Annotated in this window: 17 protein-coding genes and 3 pseudogenes; 5 read left to right on the top strand and 15 right to left on the bottom strand. The window is 43.2% G+C overall.

Features of this window, described 5'->3' with window-relative positions; all coding sequences use genetic code 11:
- Positions 1-87 precede the first annotated feature (87 nt).
- Both QNH15_RS20640 and QNH15_RS20645 read left to right on the top strand, forming a co-directional pair.
- On the top strand, positions 88-1,524 hold the full coding sequence (locus tag QNH15_RS20640; RefSeq protein WP_283890176.1) for a magnesium transporter CorA family protein: 1,437 nt from the start codon (positions 88-90) through the stop codon (positions 1,522-1,524).
- 150 nt (positions 1,525-1,674) lie between these two features.
- Positions 1,675-2,037, top strand: coding sequence for a hypothetical protein (locus QNH15_RS20645; protein ID WP_283890178.1), 363 nt, complete (start codon positions 1,675-1,677; stop codon positions 2,035-2,037).
- A 53-nt stretch (positions 2,038-2,090) separates the two neighbouring features.
- On the opposite strand, the gene QNH15_RS20650 is transcribed toward QNH15_RS20645, so the two are convergent.
- The 3 genes from QNH15_RS20650 to QNH15_RS20660 are packed head-to-tail and all read right to left on the bottom strand — an operon-like array spanning position 2,091 to position 5,808.
- A complete protein-coding gene (locus QNH15_RS20650) occupies positions 2,091-3,233 on the bottom strand; it encodes a Ger(x)C family spore germination protein (RefSeq protein ID WP_283890180.1) in 1,143 nt (380 codons plus the stop codon).
- A complete protein-coding gene (locus QNH15_RS20655) occupies positions 3,230-4,330 on the bottom strand; it encodes a GerAB/ArcD/ProY family transporter (protein ID WP_283890182.1) in 1,101 nt (366 codons plus the stop codon). The genes QNH15_RS20650 and QNH15_RS20655 overlap by 4 nt, the downstream gene beginning before the upstream one ends.
- Entirely contained in the window at positions 4,327-5,808 is a 1,482-nt protein-coding gene (locus QNH15_RS20660) for a spore germination protein (protein ID WP_283890184.1), read from the bottom strand. Before QNH15_RS20660 ends, QNH15_RS20655 begins: the two co-directional genes overlap by 4 nt.
- Before the next feature lie 202 nt (positions 5,809-6,010).
- Here QNH15_RS20660 and QNH15_RS20665 point away from each other — a divergent pair, with 202 nt between their 5' ends.
- Genes QNH15_RS20665 through QNH15_RS20675 form a run of 3 tightly spaced genes read left to right on the top strand, consistent with a single transcriptional unit; the run spans position 6,011 to position 8,421 of the window.
- Positions 6,011-7,183, top strand: a complete 1,173-nt coding sequence (locus QNH15_RS20665; protein WP_283890186.1) for an MFS transporter — start codon at positions 6,011-6,013, stop codon at positions 7,181-7,183.
- A gap of 21 nt (positions 7,184-7,204) precedes the next feature.
- The gene (locus tag QNH15_RS20670) at positions 7,205-7,966 is read left to right on the top strand and encodes a threonine/serine exporter family protein (RefSeq protein ID WP_240482332.1); all 762 of its coding nucleotides are present in this window, start codon (positions 7,205-7,207) and stop codon (positions 7,964-7,966) included.
- Positions 7,967-7,977: 11 nt separating this feature from the next.
- Positions 7,978-8,421, top strand: coding sequence for a threonine/serine exporter family protein (locus QNH15_RS20675; protein WP_090235534.1), 444 nt, complete (start codon positions 7,978-7,980; stop codon positions 8,419-8,421).
- Positions 8,422-8,471: 50 nt separating this feature from the next.
- Here QNH15_RS20675 and QNH15_RS20680 read toward each other — a convergent pair whose 3' ends face one another.
- The 12 genes and pseudogenes from QNH15_RS20680 to hxlR all read right to left on the bottom strand — a co-directional run bounded on the left by QNH15_RS20680 (position 8,472) and on the right by hxlR (position 17,778).
- Entirely contained in the window at positions 8,472-9,002 is a 531-nt protein-coding gene (locus tag QNH15_RS20680; protein WP_283890190.1) for a chromate transporter, read from the bottom strand.
- Positions 8,999-9,583 carry a chromate transporter gene (locus QNH15_RS20685; protein ID WP_283890192.1) on the bottom strand — a complete coding sequence of 195 codons (585 nt, stop codon included), beginning with the start codon at positions 9,581-9,583 and terminating at the stop codon, positions 8,999-9,001. Before QNH15_RS20685 ends, QNH15_RS20680 begins: the two co-directional genes overlap by 4 nt.
- Positions 9,584-9,607: 24 nt before the next feature.
- The gene (locus QNH15_RS20690) at positions 9,608-11,254 is read right to left on the bottom strand and encodes a gamma-glutamyltransferase family protein (protein ID WP_283890194.1); all 1,647 of its coding nucleotides are present in this window, start codon (positions 11,252-11,254) and stop codon (positions 9,608-9,610) included.
- A gap of 228 nt (positions 11,255-11,482) precedes the next feature.
- Positions 11,483-12,113, bottom strand: a pseudogene (locus QNH15_RS20695) (ABC transporter permease); the annotation flags it as partial.
- A 227-nt stretch (positions 12,114-12,340) separates the two neighbouring features.
- Positions 12,341-13,324, bottom strand: a complete 984-nt coding sequence (locus QNH15_RS20700) for an aldo/keto reductase (RefSeq protein ID WP_283890196.1) — start codon at positions 13,322-13,324, stop codon at positions 12,341-12,343.
- 23 nt (positions 13,325-13,347) lie between these two features.
- Positions 13,348-14,352: pseudogene (locus QNH15_RS26280) on the bottom strand (DUF624 domain-containing protein); the annotation flags it as partial.
- A gap of 13 nt (positions 14,353-14,365) precedes the next feature.
- Positions 14,366-14,527: pseudogene (locus QNH15_RS20715) on the bottom strand (ABC transporter substrate-binding protein); the annotation flags it as partial.
- A gap of 494 nt (positions 14,528-15,021) precedes the next feature.
- Entirely contained in the window at positions 15,022-15,468 is a 447-nt protein-coding gene (locus tag QNH15_RS20720; RefSeq protein ID WP_283890198.1) for a hypothetical protein, read from the bottom strand.
- 314 nt (positions 15,469-15,782) lie between these two features.
- Entirely contained in the window at positions 15,783-16,238 is a 456-nt protein-coding gene (locus tag QNH15_RS20725; protein ID WP_283890200.1) for a hypothetical protein, read from the bottom strand.
- 388 nt (positions 16,239-16,626) lie between these two features.
- A complete protein-coding gene (locus QNH15_RS20730; RefSeq protein ID WP_156412570.1) occupies positions 16,627-16,764 on the bottom strand; it encodes a hypothetical protein in 138 nt (45 codons plus the stop codon).
- A gap of 102 nt (positions 16,765-16,866) precedes the next feature.
- Positions 16,867-17,316, bottom strand: a complete 450-nt coding sequence (locus QNH15_RS20735; RefSeq protein WP_283890202.1) for an Lrp/AsnC family transcriptional regulator — start codon at positions 17,314-17,316, stop codon at positions 16,867-16,869.
- A gap of 105 nt (positions 17,317-17,421) precedes the next feature.
- On the bottom strand, positions 17,422-17,778 hold the full coding sequence (hxlR, locus tag QNH15_RS20740) for a transcriptional activator HxlR (protein WP_283890204.1): 357 nt from the start codon (positions 17,776-17,778) through the stop codon (positions 17,422-17,424).
- Between the last annotated feature and the right edge of the window lie 183 nt (positions 17,779-17,961).

Genomic DNA, 17,961 nt, shown 5'->3' on the forward strand with positions numbered 1-17,961 from the left:
AGTTCACAAGTGCAGCCCATTAATGAAAAAATGGAGGTTATTTCATTTTACGTAAAGGGAAGGATGTAGAAGAGGTGAAAAATCTGAATGATAACGGTACTGAATAAAGAAGATCCCCCTTTGGAATCCTCCTATTTTCATTTTATTTTTCCTTTTTCAATGAAAGAGGATTGTGCTGGGGAAGCGATCAATTACTTAAAACATAAAGGGTATGAATTCTTTTCCTTAACAAGCAAGACACAGGAAAAGGCCTACTACGGTGGAAACAATAAAATTTCTCATAAAGAATTGGAGCATTACTTCCTTCCTTTTACTTCAGACGTACTTTTTCCCAAAAAAGAACACCGGTTAACCTTTCGAAGGTATTCAAAAGCAACTGGAATAACCGCTGAACTCCAATCCAATCTCATCAAAGTGCCTTTTACGATTAATTCCATCGATGTGTTTCTCCTGCCGTTTGAGCTGGGGTTCATTACCTTGCGGATCAGCATAAAGGATGTCTCGTATTCCGAAGCGATTGAATTTGCCGCACGGTTCAGAGTCCTTGAGAATCGTACAAGGGATGACCGTAAGGCTGTGGTTTTGTTTGAAAACGAAACGTACCAGCAAGTAGAGACTTTTCTTTTTAACGTCCTTCTTCCCAACTTTACCCGTTATCTGGATGTCGGCCAGGTAAATGGATCTCATTACGAATCATTGCCCTTTTTTATTGATGAAAGAATGTATGTACAAGTCCTATTTCAATTTGAAAAAGGCGCCAAATTGCATGAGAGCGACCTGTTTAGAGGATCGCAGCTTGATGGTTTAAATGATGAGGGGCAACCTGAGATCAGTTCCTGCAATAAAGACTATATCCACGATTATTGCATAGAAAATGGTTATCACCGTTGGGCCCCAAAAACCTATTATCTGATCGATGAACACGTCTTTAGTTGCATGACCAACGCCACAGGGGTGGAAAGAGATAACCAACTGGATCAGATGTACGGAGAGTTTTATTACGGCTTATTGCTGAATCTGTTTCATAAAATTGTGCTTCTTCGTTTATCCAACCGTTATTCCCAGGTACACCTTGAAAAAGATAATGAAGAAACGGAAAAACTAATTGGAGAAATTACTCTCTTTTCAGCACGATTCTTCTTTTTGGAACTTGCTGCGCAAAGCCAGGGAAGAAATATTTTTATTAAACTGAAAGAGGTCCTGCAAAACCAAGAGCTTTATGATGATGTAAAACAAACCTTGTCCACTCTCTATCAATATCAGGACCAAAAATCAGCTAAAAGAAATAACTATCTTATTTCCATCCTAACGATTTATACAGTGATTACAGGGATCTATGGTATGAATATGGTGATTGAGGAATTAAAGAGCCCCATCAAATTGAGCAAGATATCTTCTTTTGGTTTTTTTGAGTATCTCGCTTTGTTTGTCACGGTTACAGGCATTGCCGCAAGTCTATTGCTTGGTATTTCCTTTTTGAAAAAATGGATTCGGGAATTGCGCAACCGTAACGGAATGGAATAGAAGCCTCTAAAGATCGCCGAATAAAGATTTTTGAAGCTAAAAAAATATTTCAAAAAAATAGAGCAGGGGTCTAGTCCACCTTTTGCAGCCCTTCATATGATATCTTAACCGGAATGCAATTCTGGAAATTAATTCAAGGGGGATGCTCTGATGGGCTACGAACCAAAACACGAAAAGCACATAAAGCATGAAAGCAGCTCTAGCAGCTCTAGCAAGTTCTATCGTGTGGAAAAGGCGCACATTCCGCCAACCTACTCCAAAAATGTTAACTACTCCGTTAACTACCAAAAACAATCTGCTGACTACAGCCAATTGTTAGACGGTGGAAAAGATGGCGGTAAGCAACAGTATGATGGAGGCCACCACGACTGCGGCAAAAAGAAAAAGCATAAAAAATGTGAATGTGAATCTTCCTCTTCCTCTTCTTCTTGCTGCTTCAAAAAGAAGAAAAAGAAGAAATGCTGCAGACGCAGAAGACACTGCTGCTGTAATAACTGGGGCTGGATTTTCTAATCCGTGCGCAGGCAGTAAAAAGAAGGACTCTTTTATGTCCTTCTTTTTTGTGTTTAGTTAATAATCCCATGCTGTATAATGGTTACTTGAATTTCTGGCTCTATGGAAATGTTTTGATAATCCTTATCCCAATTCATTTTTTTCCAATCTCCATAATGAAAAGAACGGATTCGTTTGCCAATCCCCAGCTCATCACAATTAGCCTTTTGTGTTTTTGCCAGAGTTTTTTTAGCGAGTGCGGTCATCTCCCGTGTCAGTGTCTTGTTTAACTCGGTTGCTTTCCCGGCACTATCGAGATGATCCACGGGCAGCTCGTTCACGTTGACATCCATCTCCAATGCGAGTTTTACCCTTACTTTCTGGTCCGGGGTGATGTGTATTTTCATTTTCCGTTGGATATCCTTGACAAGGACCGTAATATAATTTCGTTCCTTCATTTCCTTTTGGTCATTAATCTTAAAGGTGAACCTGGGATAATCCTGTTTCACTCCATTCATGAGAAGCAGCAACGTCGATTCTTTTCCGGTTAAGGTTCCGGTCATCTTTCTTTTATGAAACATGGCTGTGCCGATCACTTCCGCACGCTGCTGCTGTTCATTAATCCTCAGGTACGGAAGCAGATAATCGTTTCCTTCATCAAACATCAGTGTACAAATGGACTGTACCGTTTCAATTTCAAATAAACCGATGGCACTGGTGCTCCGCAGAAGCTCAGGATAATAGATGTTCATCAGAGTAGAATCCCGAGGCTGAATTTCAAGACTTTTTTTCGCCTTGCCTTTCACAACTGCCACCATGGCATTTACCGACCCTCTGGGATCACGGTAGATGACATCGAGACTTGAATAGATATCTTTTTGAGCCAGTTTTTCACCGATCAAAAAAACCCTGTTTTTGGACGCATCAAACATCTGGGAAACCTTCTTATCCAGATTAAATCGGGCATCCCTTGTTGTTACCCCAGTGGATGAAACGACTACACTTTTCACCAATGACATCGCGTTGGAGCCTTTGTTTACGACCGGATAAACCACCGTATCAATGATTTTCCCATTTGGCTCCAGATCCAGTCCCACTGCCAGAATTAGCCTTGATTCTTTGATCAGGCGCTGATCCCAGCATCCGGTAAGCAATCCGATGACCATTAACAGCGTACCCAGGAGAAACCATTTCTTTTTTGTCAACAATGTTTTCATGATTGCTGTTTCTCCTTTCGATGAGTAAGTAATGAAAGCAATAAAAGCAAAACAGGCAGCCCAAGGACAAAGATATAGCTCAAATAGGTGACAAACGTCGAAAACTGCCCCACTTTGTAAACGCCCTCCGGCATTAGTGAAATAAGGACAGATAGAATGGCTGCATAGAAAACATAAGGGGAATGTTCTTTATTTTTTTTGGAAAACGACATCAGCCCCCTTGAAGCAGCGAACAAATAAGCCATGTAAGAGGTGGCAACAGACACGATCCACACGGATAAAAACAACAAATCAATACGCTCCAATATTTTGAATGAAAACGATTTGATCATGTATAACAGCGGCTCCGGCACGAGGATGAATTCCTTGATGCCAAAAAACAAAATACAAATAAACGTTAAAAAGGAATAAAATATGGTAACCACGACATTGGAAATACTGGCTGATTTCAACTTTTTGATGGCTGGGGACTGGACATAGGGAGCCACGATTAAATACATCTCAAAACCGATCATTGAAAAAAGTGCTTTTTCGGTTCCTTTTACAATAGGCATGATCCCTTTTTCTCCAATGGGAAAAATATTTAAGTAATCAACCTCCCAAAATGAATAAATGACAAGCAGCACAAAAACGATAAGCAAAAGGGAGACAAAAACATAAAATCTCGCTATAAACTTTACCGGCCCTCTTACGGCATAAATCCCTATCCCTGCCATGAGAACGATCAACAGCCAGCGTGGAGTTAACGGAAGGATCCAAATGTTGATAATTTCGGCAAACAAAGAAAGGATGCTCGATCCCACGAGAATAAAATAAATAATATATAAGCCTTTGATGACCCCGCCGATGAAGATCCCGGTGGTGCTATCCAAAACCTCATACAGCGTCATGGACGGAAACCGTTTCATCAGAATCCAAAACAAAATGAGCAGAACTTGTACGACGCACCCGCCTATGAGAACGGAAATCCAGCTATCATGCCCCGCTGCCGTGTAAATGTTAAACGGCATGGACAATATCCCGACCCCAACTTGAGCCTGAATAATAAGAAAAATGAATTGAAAGGATGTAATGGTGTCTTCTCTTTTCAGCTTCATTTTTTCTTCCATCCTTTTGTATTACGCTGACTTCTTTTTTGCGGCAGCGTGTCCATGGCCCGATTGTTCATTTTCCAAAGCGGAAAACGGATGACAGCATCTTTTAATCCACTTAAATTCAATGGAGCAAAAGGGGCAAAATACGGCGTGCCAATAGACTCCAATTTGCATAAATGAAGCAGGATCACCATCAATCCCATCACAATTCCAAGAAAACCAAGAAGTGACGCGGCAATCATTAAGGGGAAGGTCAAAATCCGTATCGAGGCCCCCATCTCATAAGTGGGCACCGTAAATGAAGCGACCGCTGTCACAGCAATGACAATGACCATAACATTGGAAATGAAACCCGCGCTTACAACCGCATCCCCGATCACCAAACCGCCCACAATACCGATGGTCTGGCCGATGGGAGTAGGAAGCCTGACCCCCGCCTCCCGGATCAATTCGATCGTAAACACCATAACAAATGCCTCAATGATTGGAGGAAAAGGGATTCCTTCCAATGAGGCTTTCACTGGAAGAATCAATTCGTTCGGAAGGATCTCAAAATGAAATCCGATGATTGCGATATAAACAGCTGGCAGCGTCATGGCGACTAGAAAACTTACCATTCTAAGCAACCGGAAAAACGACCCTGACAGTACCCTGCTGTTAAAATCGTCCGGGGACTGAAAAAAAGATAGAAATGTTACCGGCAGAATTAATGCGGTTGCAGTACCTTCCGATAAAACCGCCACCCTTCCGTCGAGTAAATGGGCCATGGTACGGTCCGGCCGCTCCGTGGGAAGCATTTGGGGAAATGGAGAAAATGTTTTGTCCTCCATAAACTCTTCCAAATAACCTGGACTAAACTCCATGTCGACCGATATCGATTCGATTCTCCTGAAGATCTCTGACAGCACTTCTTTATTCACGAGATCATCCATATAAACTAACGCCACTTTTGTATTGGTGGATTGCCCGATGACATACTGTTTGACTACCAAATTTTCATTTTCAAGACGCTTTCGGATCAACCCAAGATTTTGAGTCAGACTGTCCACAAATCCTTCATGAGATCCGCGGACCACTTTTTCGTTGGTTGGTTCCTCCGGAGTCCTTGTCAATTGGTTGGTAACATTGACCGCATACATGCCGCACATGCCATCCAATGATAAAAGACAGGAACCGGTTAGAAGCTTTCCAACTCCCTGATGCAGCTCTTCGATGAACGAAAGCTCCGTATTGGTGATGACCGTCTCAACGGTCCCCTCTTCATCCATGGCTCTGTTTAATGGTTCAATCACGCTTTGCTGTATTTTCTCTGTATCCGCAATAGATTCTAGATAGATAATAACTCCTGAAGATTTCTGATAGGTTATGGTTCTGGTTTTTAAATCACTTGTTCCATGAAGGATAGATTGAATAACATGCAGGTTTTCATCTGCATTCATGGTTACCGGCTTTGAGTTTTTATTGCTTCGATGGTTCTTCATTTGTTCACCTGCCCTCTAAAGCCTAGTATTTCTATGTTTTAGATTGAACCAAAGAGAGGTTATTTATTCTTTGCCAGGAGTACGTAAAGGTGTAAAATGAGAAAAAGAAAAGTACATATAATGAATAGTTAAAGGCTGTTTCTATGTAATGATTGAGGCAGATTGCGTAGAACGTTTTTTTCTTGAAAGGCGGATTTGTTCATTGAATAAGAAAGTCATTCTTTATTGTGTGGGGTTTGCTGCGTTTTTCGGACCGTTTACCCAAACGATTTACACTCCTATTTTGCCTGAAATCCAGCATGATTTTCAGACGTCAGGATTTATTGTGAACCTGACGATTTCTATTTTTACGTTCGTACTGGCAATGATGCAGATGGTATACGGACCGCTGACAGATAAGCTTGGACGGCGCAAAATTTTGCTGCCGGCCATCTTACTCTATATTGTTGCTTCTGCAGGCGCTGCCCTATCAACTTCCATCTGGGTTCTGTTGTTTTTCCGTGCCTTTCAGGCAGCGGGTATTGCAGCTGGATCGGTAGTGGCCACCACGGTTATTGGGGACTTGTTTGAAGGTAAATCACTTGGGAGATCCATGGGAACCTTTCAGACTCTCGTTACACTTGGACCCGTAATCGGCCCCGTTGTAGGCGGCTTTGTTGGAGGGTATACTGGATATCAAGGAGTTTTTTGGGTGCTGACTGGCACCGGACTCATCATGTTTCTTGCCAATGTGAAGCTGCTTCCGGAAACCAAGCCGGAGGGTCCGGAACGAAAAGGATTCAGCTTTTCTGATTTTACAATCGTTTTAAAGGATAGGACGGGGCTTGCGGTCATCCTTCTTGGATTTATTCAATACTATTCGTTTTATAATTTCCTTGTTTTTCTTCCCAATCTTTTAGCCTCCTTTTATGGGCTGTCAGCTGGACAAAAAGGACTTGTTTTTCTTCCCATGTCACTTTTTCTAGTGCTTGGCAGCTTTACCGGCGGACGGCTTCAGGAGAAGAGCAACCCAAGGTCATTTTTGTTAATCACTTCGTCGTTGAATGTCCTGGCAACCATATTATTCGTCATTCTCTCACCGGTATCTTTGCCTGTATTGATCGTAAGCATCTCCCTGTTCGGGCTATGCCTCGGCCTTTCGCTTCCTGTCCAGACGACGCTCTTGGCCAGAGCCTTTACCCAAAATCGGGCGACAGCGATTGGTGTGTATAACTTTTTCAGGTACCTGGGGATGGCTGCGGGTCCAATTTTTGGTTCTGTTTTCTATCAGCTTGGAAACCGGGTGGAATTTTTGTTTGCGGCCTTTTTGTTCGCTCTTACTGTTCTCTTTGCCCGGCGCCAGTTTACAAAGACCGATCGCTATCAATTAAATTAATTTGCTGAAAGGGGACTTACATTGACCCAAAATAAAATTGAAGACGTAATGGAAGTCTGCCTTTTGGCAGGCAGGCTTATGCTTCAAAACGGTGCAGAAACCTACCGTGTAGAGGATACCATTACCCGCCTTGCGCAAAATTACGGCATGAAAGCCGCTCAAGTTTTTGTTACACCGACAGCGATCATTCTTTCTCTCTTTGAAAAAGGACGCACCATGGATTATACAAAGATTGTAAGGATTGTTGACCGCTCCACCGATTTGCATGTGGTCGTCCTCGTCAATGATCTTTCAAGAAAAGTGGCGAGCGAGTCTCTTTCCTTGGATACAGCGAGAAAAGAGCTTAAAAAAATAGAAAAAACACCCGAGGCTTATCCAGCATGGGTGCAAACATTGGCCGCTATTCTTGTCAGTGGCTGCTTCGCCCTCATGTTTCAGGGAAACTGGCGTGATTTTATGCCGGCGATGATTGCCGGTGGCGCAGGATATGTTGTTTTTCTCGTGATCAAACGCTATATTTCGGTCCGTTTTTTCTCTGAACTGCTTGCTGCCTTTGTAATCGGATTAGTCGCAAAACTGGCGATAACATCCGGGATGGGAAGCCAGCTGGATAAAATCATTATTGGCGCTGTCATGCCACTTGTGCCTGGTGTTTTAATCACCAATGCCGTACGGGACCTGATGGCCGGCCATCTGGTTTCCGGAATCTCTCTGGGTGCAGAGGCCATGCTCACTGCCTTCGCCATCGGCACAGGAATTGCCTTTGTCATTGTAACGCTGTAAGGAGGAACCCTATGCACATCTTTGAAGCCATTTGGACGAGTTTCATTGCTTCAGCAGGCTTCGGTATTCTTTTTAATGTACCGAGAAAAGCGGTAATTCCAGGAGGTATCTGCGGCATGATCGGCTGGCTGATTTTTGAAGGGATGTCAGGCAACAATCAATTCGACCTGGTTCTCGCCACCGCGCTGGCCTCTTTTGTCGTTGCAGCCATCAGTCATCTTTACGCAAGGATTTACCGAATGCCGGTCATTATTTTCAGTGTCTCAGGCATCATTCCGCTCGTTCCCGGTGGCGGGGCGTATGATACGATGAGGCAGCTCGTTGAAAATGATTATAATGAAGCGATTCAGCTTGGATCCCAAACCTTTTTAATTTCGGGGGCAATCGCTTTTGGGCTTGTACTTGCCGGGACGATCTTACCCATTATTCTGAGAAGCACAAGAACCGTCAAATAATAAGAAAAAGAGGATATTCTGCGTGCGCGCAGGGTGTCCTCTTTTTTGATTTACGCCATAAAAAGGGCTCCGTACCCAATGGCGGCGACAATGACGATCACAGGTGAAACCTTCAGCCTTTCCATTAACAGAAAACTGAGCAGGGCAATGGCCGCTGTTTGTATCCATCCGGACGTATCCACCGATTGCTTAAAAAAGTTATACGTCATAATGCCAAGAAGTACGGCAATGGTGGGTTTAACAAACAAGGTCATTTTTTTCACCCGGGGTGAATCCTTGTATTTGTAGATCACACCGAGGAAAACAATCATCAAAAATAGCGAAGGGCCTACCGTTGCAACTGTAGCAACGATTGAACCAAGAACGCCTCCCTGCATGTAGCCGATATAGCCTGACATCTTGGTGGCAATCGGTCCGGGAAGCGCATTTCCCAGCGCAAGAACTTCAGTAAACTGATTCACCGTCATCCAGTGATAACGTCCGACCACTTCATTTTCGATCAGTGGAATGGAGGAAGGTCCTCCTCCGTATCCCAGTATGCCCGGGATAAAGAATGCGAGAAAGATATGCCACAGAATCATCCCAGACCCTCTCCCCTCTTTGCTTCCTCAACAGGTTCTTCCTGTTTCTTTTTTTCCGGCTTCAACAGCGCATACGCGAGCAGGGCACCAATGAGAAAAGCGGGATGAACCCCGAGCACCTGAAGTAAAATCACTCCAACTACAATATGGATCAGGCTAAGTTTAATGCCCAGACCCTTTTTAGAGCTGGAAAAGAATTGCCAGGTCAAGACTCCCATCATCACAGCAACAACAGGAAGCACACCCTTGGTCATGCCCTGTACCCATGGCTGGTCCTTGTATTGTGCCAATGAAGTCAGAAGCACGATCATAAGAATGATGGTGGGCAGAATGGATGACAGAATGGCAACCAGCATACCCAATATACCGGCAACACGGTAGCCGATATAGCCGGCCATTTTCGTATTGATCGGCCCGGGAAGCGCATTTCCAAGTGCCAGCACGTCACCAAATTCTTCATCATTCATCCATTTAAAGTTTCCTACCACTTCTTTATGAACAAGCGGTATGGAGGAAGGTCCTCCTCCATATCCCAAAATGCCCGAACGAAAGAAGGCGATAAATAAATTAAGATATGTCATTTCATCAAATCCTTACACATATTCCTACCAGGCAGCTACAGCTCCATCTGTTCGTCCTTCGGTTCCTCCTGTCAGGACCCCAGTTTCTGAATTTCTCCAGATAATCTGTCCCCGTCCGAAGGCTCCGCCGTCCGTCGCTACTTTTACATCATGGCCTTTTCGAACCAGTTCCTCTGCGATGTGCTGCGGCACCGAACGTTCCACAAGAACTTCTTTTCCTTCTATCCATTGCCATCTCGGTGCATCAAGTGCAGATTGCGGGTTGAGGCCGAAATCAATCGTGTTCATGATCACCTGGACATGACCCTGCGGCTGCATGTAGCCCCCCATCACACCAAACGGGCCGACCGGTTTTCCATCCTTGGTCAGAAAGCCGGGAATAATTGTATGATAGGTTCTTTTTCCCGGGCAAAGGCAGTTGTGGTGATCTTCGTCCAGGGAAAAATCATGTCCTCTGTTTTGAAGACTGATTCCTGTGTCCGGAACCACAATCCCTGAACCAAAGCCCATGTAATTGCTTTGTATAAAAGAAACCATATTTCCTTCTTCATCTGCCGCTGCCAGGTAAACGGTTCCCCCTTTAGGCGGAGTACCCGGTTCAGGAAGAAGGGCTTCCTCACCGATCAACTGTCGTCGCTCTTCCGTATATTCCTCTGACAAAAGAGCATCAGCTGTCACCTTCATATGGGTAGTATCTGTCACATATTTTTTGGCATCCATAAAGCTAAGCTTAATGGCTTCAATCTGTTTGTGATAACGTTCTGCGGATTCTATCTCAGGGAAATCATACTCACTTAAGAGATTTAATGCCATTAAAGCGACAATGCCCTGTCCGTTTGGCGGAATTTCCCAAACTTCATATCCTTTATAGTCCGCTTTGATTGGCTCCACCCATTCAGGATAAAAAGCGGCCAGATCTTCTTTTCTCAAAAAACCGCCTTCCGCCTCGGAAGCCGCACTGATCTGATCAGCAAGCGCGCCACGGTAAAACGATGCAGCCTCTGTTTCCGCAATTTCCTTTAATGTAGCGGCATGACCCGGTGAGCGCCATACCTCCCCGATTTCGGGAGCTCTTCCATTTGGCGCAAACGTTTCAAACCAGCTTTGGAATTCATTATGTTTTTGCGCCTTCTTGTATGCATGATAAGCCTTATTCCAATACTTTCCTAAAACAGGTGAAACCGGATAGCCTTCTTCTGCATAGGCAATGGCCGGCTTCAGGGCTTCTGTGAGAGGCAACTTGCCAAAACGCCGGGATAATTCTGCCCAGGCTGCCGGGGCACCGGGCACAGTGACAGGTTCCCAGCCAAACTTTGGTATCTTTTCATAGCCCCTTTCTCTCAAGGCATCCGCAGAAATACCTTGCGGAGCAGGTCCACTGGAATTCAATCCATGGAGTTTCCCTTTTGTCCACACCAATGCGAAGGCATCGCCGCCGATTCCATTGGATGTGGGCTCAACTACCGTCAGACAGGCAGCTGTTGCAATCGCAGCATCAATCGCATTGCCGCCTTTTTTCAGCATATCAAGTCCCGCCTGTGCTGCAAGAGGCTGGGACGTCGCTACCATTCCTCTTGTACTGTACATGGCTGAACGCTGTGAAGCATATGGGTACCGCTGATGATTAAATAGCAATTGTTCTTCTGTTTTTTCAATCGTTTGCTGATCCATTGTGATCCCCTCTCTTGCCATGAGGATATGAATAATCCTCATCATTCTAACATTCGGTCAAAAAACTTACAATTAAATTCCGTTTGTTAATAAAAATGAAATTATTAATTTACATATGTACATCATATGTTTTTGATTATAGTATTCATTCGGAATTTTTCATATCGTTTTCTGATTAACATACTATCTTTCGTGGCATGCGATATAATGGCCTTCTTCAATTTCCGCGACATAGTCAGCCCGGATCACTCAAGCATGGCTAAACGGCTCATGCGGGCGATCATTGCTGCCGACCCGGTGCCAAGCGTGAGAGCCGGCAAAATGAGCTGTTTCATTCCTTCAATTGTCCAGAAAGGATCGGTCAGCCCTCCAACCGGAAGCCATTGCGAGTTCACGGCAAAAATGAGTATAAGAACTGCTCCAAGCCAGAAATTCGGAATGGAAATGCCGCCAATAGCAATCATGGTGCTTAATGCGTCAAACAGTGAATTATGTTTAAGAGCTGAAATAATTCCGGCTGCAACCCCAATGACCACCGCAACAATGATGCTGGCAATGGCAAGATTAAGCGTGTTAGGAAACCGCTCGGTTAACGCTTCTGTGACCGATTGCTTGGTATGATAGGAGAATCCGAGATTCCCGCTAAACACCCCTTTTAGATAATCCCAGTATTGAACCAGGATGGGTTTGTTAAGCCCCAAATTTTCTTGAATGGCTTTTATATCAGCCTTTGATGCGGTCGGACCTCCAATGATACTGGCAGGATCACCCGGTGCAATGTGCTCAAAAAAACAATGAATGAAATTCCGATCAACAGCAATATCAACTGTATAAACCGTTGAACAATTAAAACAGCCAACTTCAAGCCCTTTTCTAACATTCGATTATAAAAATTAAAACTAAATTACGTTTGTTAGCTATAAATAGATTTTAAATTTACAAACGTCATCGTATTATTTTAGATTATAAAATAAATTCTGAATATTTTCTACATAATTTTGCAAATTTCTTGAATATTTTTTCAACGGGCTAAAATAAAAAAAGCACCTCCTGAAAGGAGGTGTTTAAGCAAACTCTTTTTAGTACTTAATAAGCTCCTCTGATAAATTGCTTTACGTCAGAGTCATAAAAACTTCTGATGCGCTCAAGTTCTTCTTGAGAAAACGGGCGTGTATCAAGCGCTTGTAGATTTTGTTCGATCTGCCTCTCGTTTCTAAACCCTGGGATCACACAGGTGACCTCTGACTGGTCCATAATCCAACGAAGGGCAGCACTTGCCATGGAAGGTCTGCCATCCGCGATCCACTTCAGCTGATCAGACAGTTCCACACCTTTATTAAAACCGAGTCCTGCAAAGGTTTCACCCACATTAAATGCTTCGCCGTTTTCATTAAAATTCCGGTGATCGTCCTCCTCGAATACATGGCCTTTTTGATATTTGCCCGTAAGCAGTCCGCTGGCAAGCGGAAGCCTTACCAAAATACCGACTTTTTTGCTTGCCGACTGGGGAAACAATGCTTCGAGCGGCTTTTGACGGAACATATTGAAGATCACCTGAAGACTGGATACATTCGGATGCTCCAGGCAGATTAACCCTTCTTCCACAGTCTCCACACTGACTCCGTAATTCCTTACTTTTCCTTCCTTCTTTAACGTGTCAAGCACATCAAAAACTTGCCCGTCCCTCAGAATCTCTGTTGCCGGGCAATGAATTTGGTAAAGATCGATTGCTTCACGGCCAAGCCTTCTCAGGCTGTCCTCACAATACTTCTTAACCGTTTCATAGGAATAGTTTTCCGGGGACTGGATGTCCCCCTGCCTGCAAAACTTCGTCGCGATATAAATTTGGTCCTCTTTTCCCTTTGTTGCCTTTGCAAGCAATTCCTCACTGTGGCCGTCTCCATATACATCGGCAGTATCAAAAAAATTCACACCTTCGGAAATTGCATAATCCAATGCTTTTAACGAATCCTCGTCATTTGTATGTCCCCAGGATCCGCCAATTGCCCATGTGCCAAAGCTTACTTCACTTACCTTCATTCCGGTGTTTCCCAATTCACGGTAATTCATAAGACACGCTCCTTTTCAATTCATCATCTGTGTCCTGGTGCTGTTCTGCTCAACTGCAGCCTTTTCATACGATTGAATCCATAGCAGCCTCCTGCCATGATCAGTATGGCTGGAGAAACGGCTCCAAAAAGAGGAGAAATCCGGGATAACTGATTTGAAGATAAACCAGAGCCCCCAGCCACAGCCATGAAAAATACAGCGTGGAGGTTCATCATCCCGATCAAAAACGCCGTTTTTATGTATCCGAACAAATCCAGCTCGTAATGAACGAAAACAGGAAAAAAGAACAGTACGGTCAGGCAATAACAAAACAGGAAGAGCAGCAGGAGTGCTGCTGCTCTAATCCGAAAGGCACCGCTCGCTGTTAACAGAAAGTGATAATCTGCATACAGAAGAATTCCACAAATCCCCAAAAGAAAACCTGCCAGGTTGGAAGTTTTAAATTCTTTTTTGAAGTAGTGAAGAAAAGTAAACCCAATTGGAAATTCTTCTTTCATCAGCCATTTCCTTACAACAGCAAACAGTGCCGCGGTTGCCGGCATGATTCCAAAGACACCAAGCCCGGCTGCGGTGAAAAGTATCCATAACAAGTTGGCATACGTAATTCTCACTATCCATTCACAACAGTTGAATAACCTTCCCGTCCATACCGCTGCTTCTTCCACTTCCCTTGGCAGCGCCTCATAAAAGCCAAGTAAAATCATAATGGTGATTGGCAGGTTAAAGGCCGTATAGGAAAGGATGACTGACAATGAATTATCAATCAGACCGATCTTCGTAAAGGTATTAAATAGCGGTATAAGGGTTGAATGCGCAGGGATCATTAAACCGACCATAAAAATCCCCAAAACCAGCCTGCTTCCTTTCCATTTCATTCGTGTAATGGCGAACGTTACCATACTTGCGAGCATGATCGTAAGTATGACAGCTGAAACCGTAGAGGTGAAACTATTAAAAAAATACTGGCTGATGTTTCCTTCCGTCCAAACCTTTATATAGTTTTCCCAATGCGGAGTTTTAGGAAGAGCAAGAGATAGATTTATAGTAGATGGGAGCGATGTTCAGCTCCAGTGGGAGGCCGTATGTTTTATTGTCGATCGCATACGCCTCAGTGGTTCCCTTTACAAAAGAGTCCTTCAAGTTTCCATCAAGAACATCATAAAGCGGAGCGAAGAGTTTCCCTTTTACAAAAGGAGTCATATAAGTACAGAAGTCCTGACCACTGACAACCCTTCCATTAAAAAACTCATGGGCTTTAATATGACAAGCGTCCATTCTGTAATCTCGGAATGTTCCTTTACGATCATATATTCCGATTTTCCAATCGAAACACTGTTTCCGCTCCTCTCAATGAGATTCTATTCTTTTTGATCACCATCACTGTCCTTGATTTGAAAATAGGGATTGGCAATCCGGACGAGCAGATATCCTGCCGGTTTGAACCAGAACCAATGCTCCATTAAATTCACCCTGCGAATAGCATACGATTAGTCTGCTTCCTTCGTAACCGATCTTGGCTTCTCTGACTGGGAGAACCTTCGCGACTACGTAGCAAAAATCAAAACCGTCGACCCTAAAGTCGAAGGTCGTATCGTAGATGCAGCAAAGAGATAACTAAAAAAACAGGTGCCAGGCACCCCCTTTACACACTTGTGTAATGAGTGGTGCCTGGCACCTTTAATAGCACCATTTCATATCTAGCAATTAGTGTTTCGAGCATCAATTACGGTACATTGCATGGCGCCTTGGCGTATTAAACGCTTAGCCTCAGAGAGTGAGATCTTAACGAATACAGCTTCGTCAAAATCATTTTCCACATCAAACAAAGCAAAAGCATTGTTGCCTTGAATAAACACACATTGAAACTCTACCGTAATTCCGTTTCTCTCGTGAGGAACGGTTCGTGTTACTTCACAAAATTCAAGACCAGCATTATGAAGTCTCCGTGCAGTGGCTTCATCAATTCGAATGATTACATACACACTGAGCTCCACATCCATAACAGCAGATTCAATTTCAACGACAGCAAAAAACTTATTGTCCAGTACCAACAAGCAGTTGGCCCCAATCTCAAAAATCTCTTCTGGCGTCATGTTGCTCAAATTTCCAAAAAGACTATTATTCGTGTTCCTCATTTTCCCCATTATACCAACCCTTTACCGTATAAGTTAAGTGAATAAATGCCATGCTTGTCCAATAAGCCTTTCCTATGGCAGCACTCTTGCATCATTCAATAACTAGCATATTCCGTAAAGGTTTTTTTGCTACTAAAATAGTAAGTTAACCAATTAAGCAGAGCAAAAATAGTAATACTGCCAAAGATTTACAATCATAGTGGCGGCTGTGCGGCTATTAAAAAAATATGGTGTTTACCAAAACAACAATAAGGTGCCAGGCACCCCCGTTACACACTTGTGTAATGAGTGATGCCTGGCACCTTTAATGCACCTTTTTATATCTAGCAATTAGAATTATTGTTTCGAGCATCAATTACGGTACATTGCATGGCGCCTCTGCGTATTAAACGCTTAGCCTCATCCAAAGAAATTCTCACAAATACTGCCTCGTCAAAATCATCTTCTACATCAAACAATGCAAACGCTTGGTTTTTATTGATAAAAATACATTTGAACTCTACATTTACACCCTCTGTTGCTCCCGGTATTCTATTCACGATTTCACAAAATTCCAATCCTGCATCGTGGAGTTGCATAGCGGTTTGTTCATCTATACGGATGATCACAAACACTTCTAGATCAACCCCTGGAACCTCCGACTCTATTTCTACGACTGCAAAAAAGCGGTTTTTTAATACTAACAGGCAATTAGCGCCAATTTCAAATACCTCGTCTGATGACATGTTGTTCAAATTGTTAAATAGGCTTAAATTCCTTGTGTTCCTCATGTTCCCCATATTACCAACCCTCCGTAAAAGTTAAATCAGTGAATAAATGCTATGCTTGTACAATCATTCGCATCATTCAATAACTAACATATTCAGTAAAGGTTTTTTTTGCTACTAAAATAGTAAGATAATCTACTATTTTTTTGAATCTCTACTCATTCGCCGAATATCTTTTATAACCCAATCGATAGCCTCATCAATCGTATGAATGCCCAGCTTCTTTCTAGACATCCACTTACCGTTAGAATATAAAATAAAACTGAAACCATTAGGATAGATATCCCCAATTACATTCTTTCTTCTGCTCTTAGCGCTGCTCGTAATGGCACTCTCCATTGTGTCGCTTGTTTTTTGTATGTTTATTAATTTTTAAGTTCGGGAATTTCACCCAGCCTTTTCAATAAAGTACCGCATACTGCGGATGACTTTTCATAATCTCAAATTCTTCGTCCGTCAAGCGTCCTGGTTTGTTCAGGATGCCCGGATCGATCTTGAATTTGCCCACATCCTGAAAGATGCCCATCTGTGCCAGCATGTTTTGTTCATTCTTGCTTAAATACAGCATCTGGCCTATTCGTTAAATGGCAAAAAGCCACCCGGGTGCTGGTGACCCGAGCGGCTTTTGTATGTAAGATGCCTACAGTTTTAATCCCGACCGGCTTTTAAATCGCCGCAGCAGAATGTGGGATTCAACTCTTGTAATTCCTTCTATACCGTAAAGTTCATTATTGATGAAGCTTTCCAATGACGGAAAGTCTTCTACCAGCACGTGCATATGCAAGGTGCTTGGACCTGTCATCTGATAGCAGCTTGCCACACTTGGATTGTTTACCAGCTTCTCTGCGACTGTCACGAGATAAGCGGGTTCACAGTCCACTTCAAAAAAGGCAGATACCGTTTTTCCGACCATTTCCGAATTGATGACAACACTGAACTTTTCAATGATGCCAGCTTCCATCATCTGATGCACACGATCCCGGATGGATACTCGGGAAATGTTCAATTCCTTGCCGATTTCCGCATAGGACATTCGTCCATTGTGCGAAAGAAGCTCTAAAATTTTCCGGTCTGTTTCACTTAGTTTCAATTTTGATCACCACACGGCATTCGAATAATACTCATTGTAACCCTTTGCATTCATGAAACACAAATAGTTTTTGAAAGAAAAAATCCCGTCCATGGTAAGACGGGATTATTTTGCGTCATCCAGCGGTTTCATATCCATGGTTACCATGTAATCTTTTCCCCACTGGTACATGGCATCCAATATCGGCATCAGGCTTTTGCCTTGCTTTGTTAATGAGTACTCCACTTTAGGCGGAACAACGGGATAGACTTCTCGATGAATAATCTTGTCTTCTTCCAACTCTCGCAGCTGGTTGACGAGCATGCGCTGTGTTATGCCGGGAATCAACGCTTTCAGTTCACCAAAACGTTTGGTCCCTTCTTTCCCCAAATGCCATAAAATGATCATCTTCCATTTGCCTCCGATGACGGACAGTGTTAATTCTTTTTCGCAGTTAAACATCTTTCCATCCATTCTAGACATCTTTTATCACCTCCACCCCTAGTATAACTCATAGTATACTTTTTGGCACTATGTAATATTAAAGTCAGTACTTCACATAATGTAAATAAGGAGTATACTTACAACTATCCTTTACGAATGACAATTATCGTTTAAGGAAATATTATAGGTTGCATCAACCTAGATAAGACATCACAGGAGGAG

Origin of the sequence: Fictibacillus enclensis (assembly GCF_030123385.1) — a bacterium.
Taxonomy (GTDB): Bacteria; Bacillota; Bacilli; order Bacillales; family Fictibacillaceae; genus Fictibacillus_C; species Fictibacillus_C enclensis.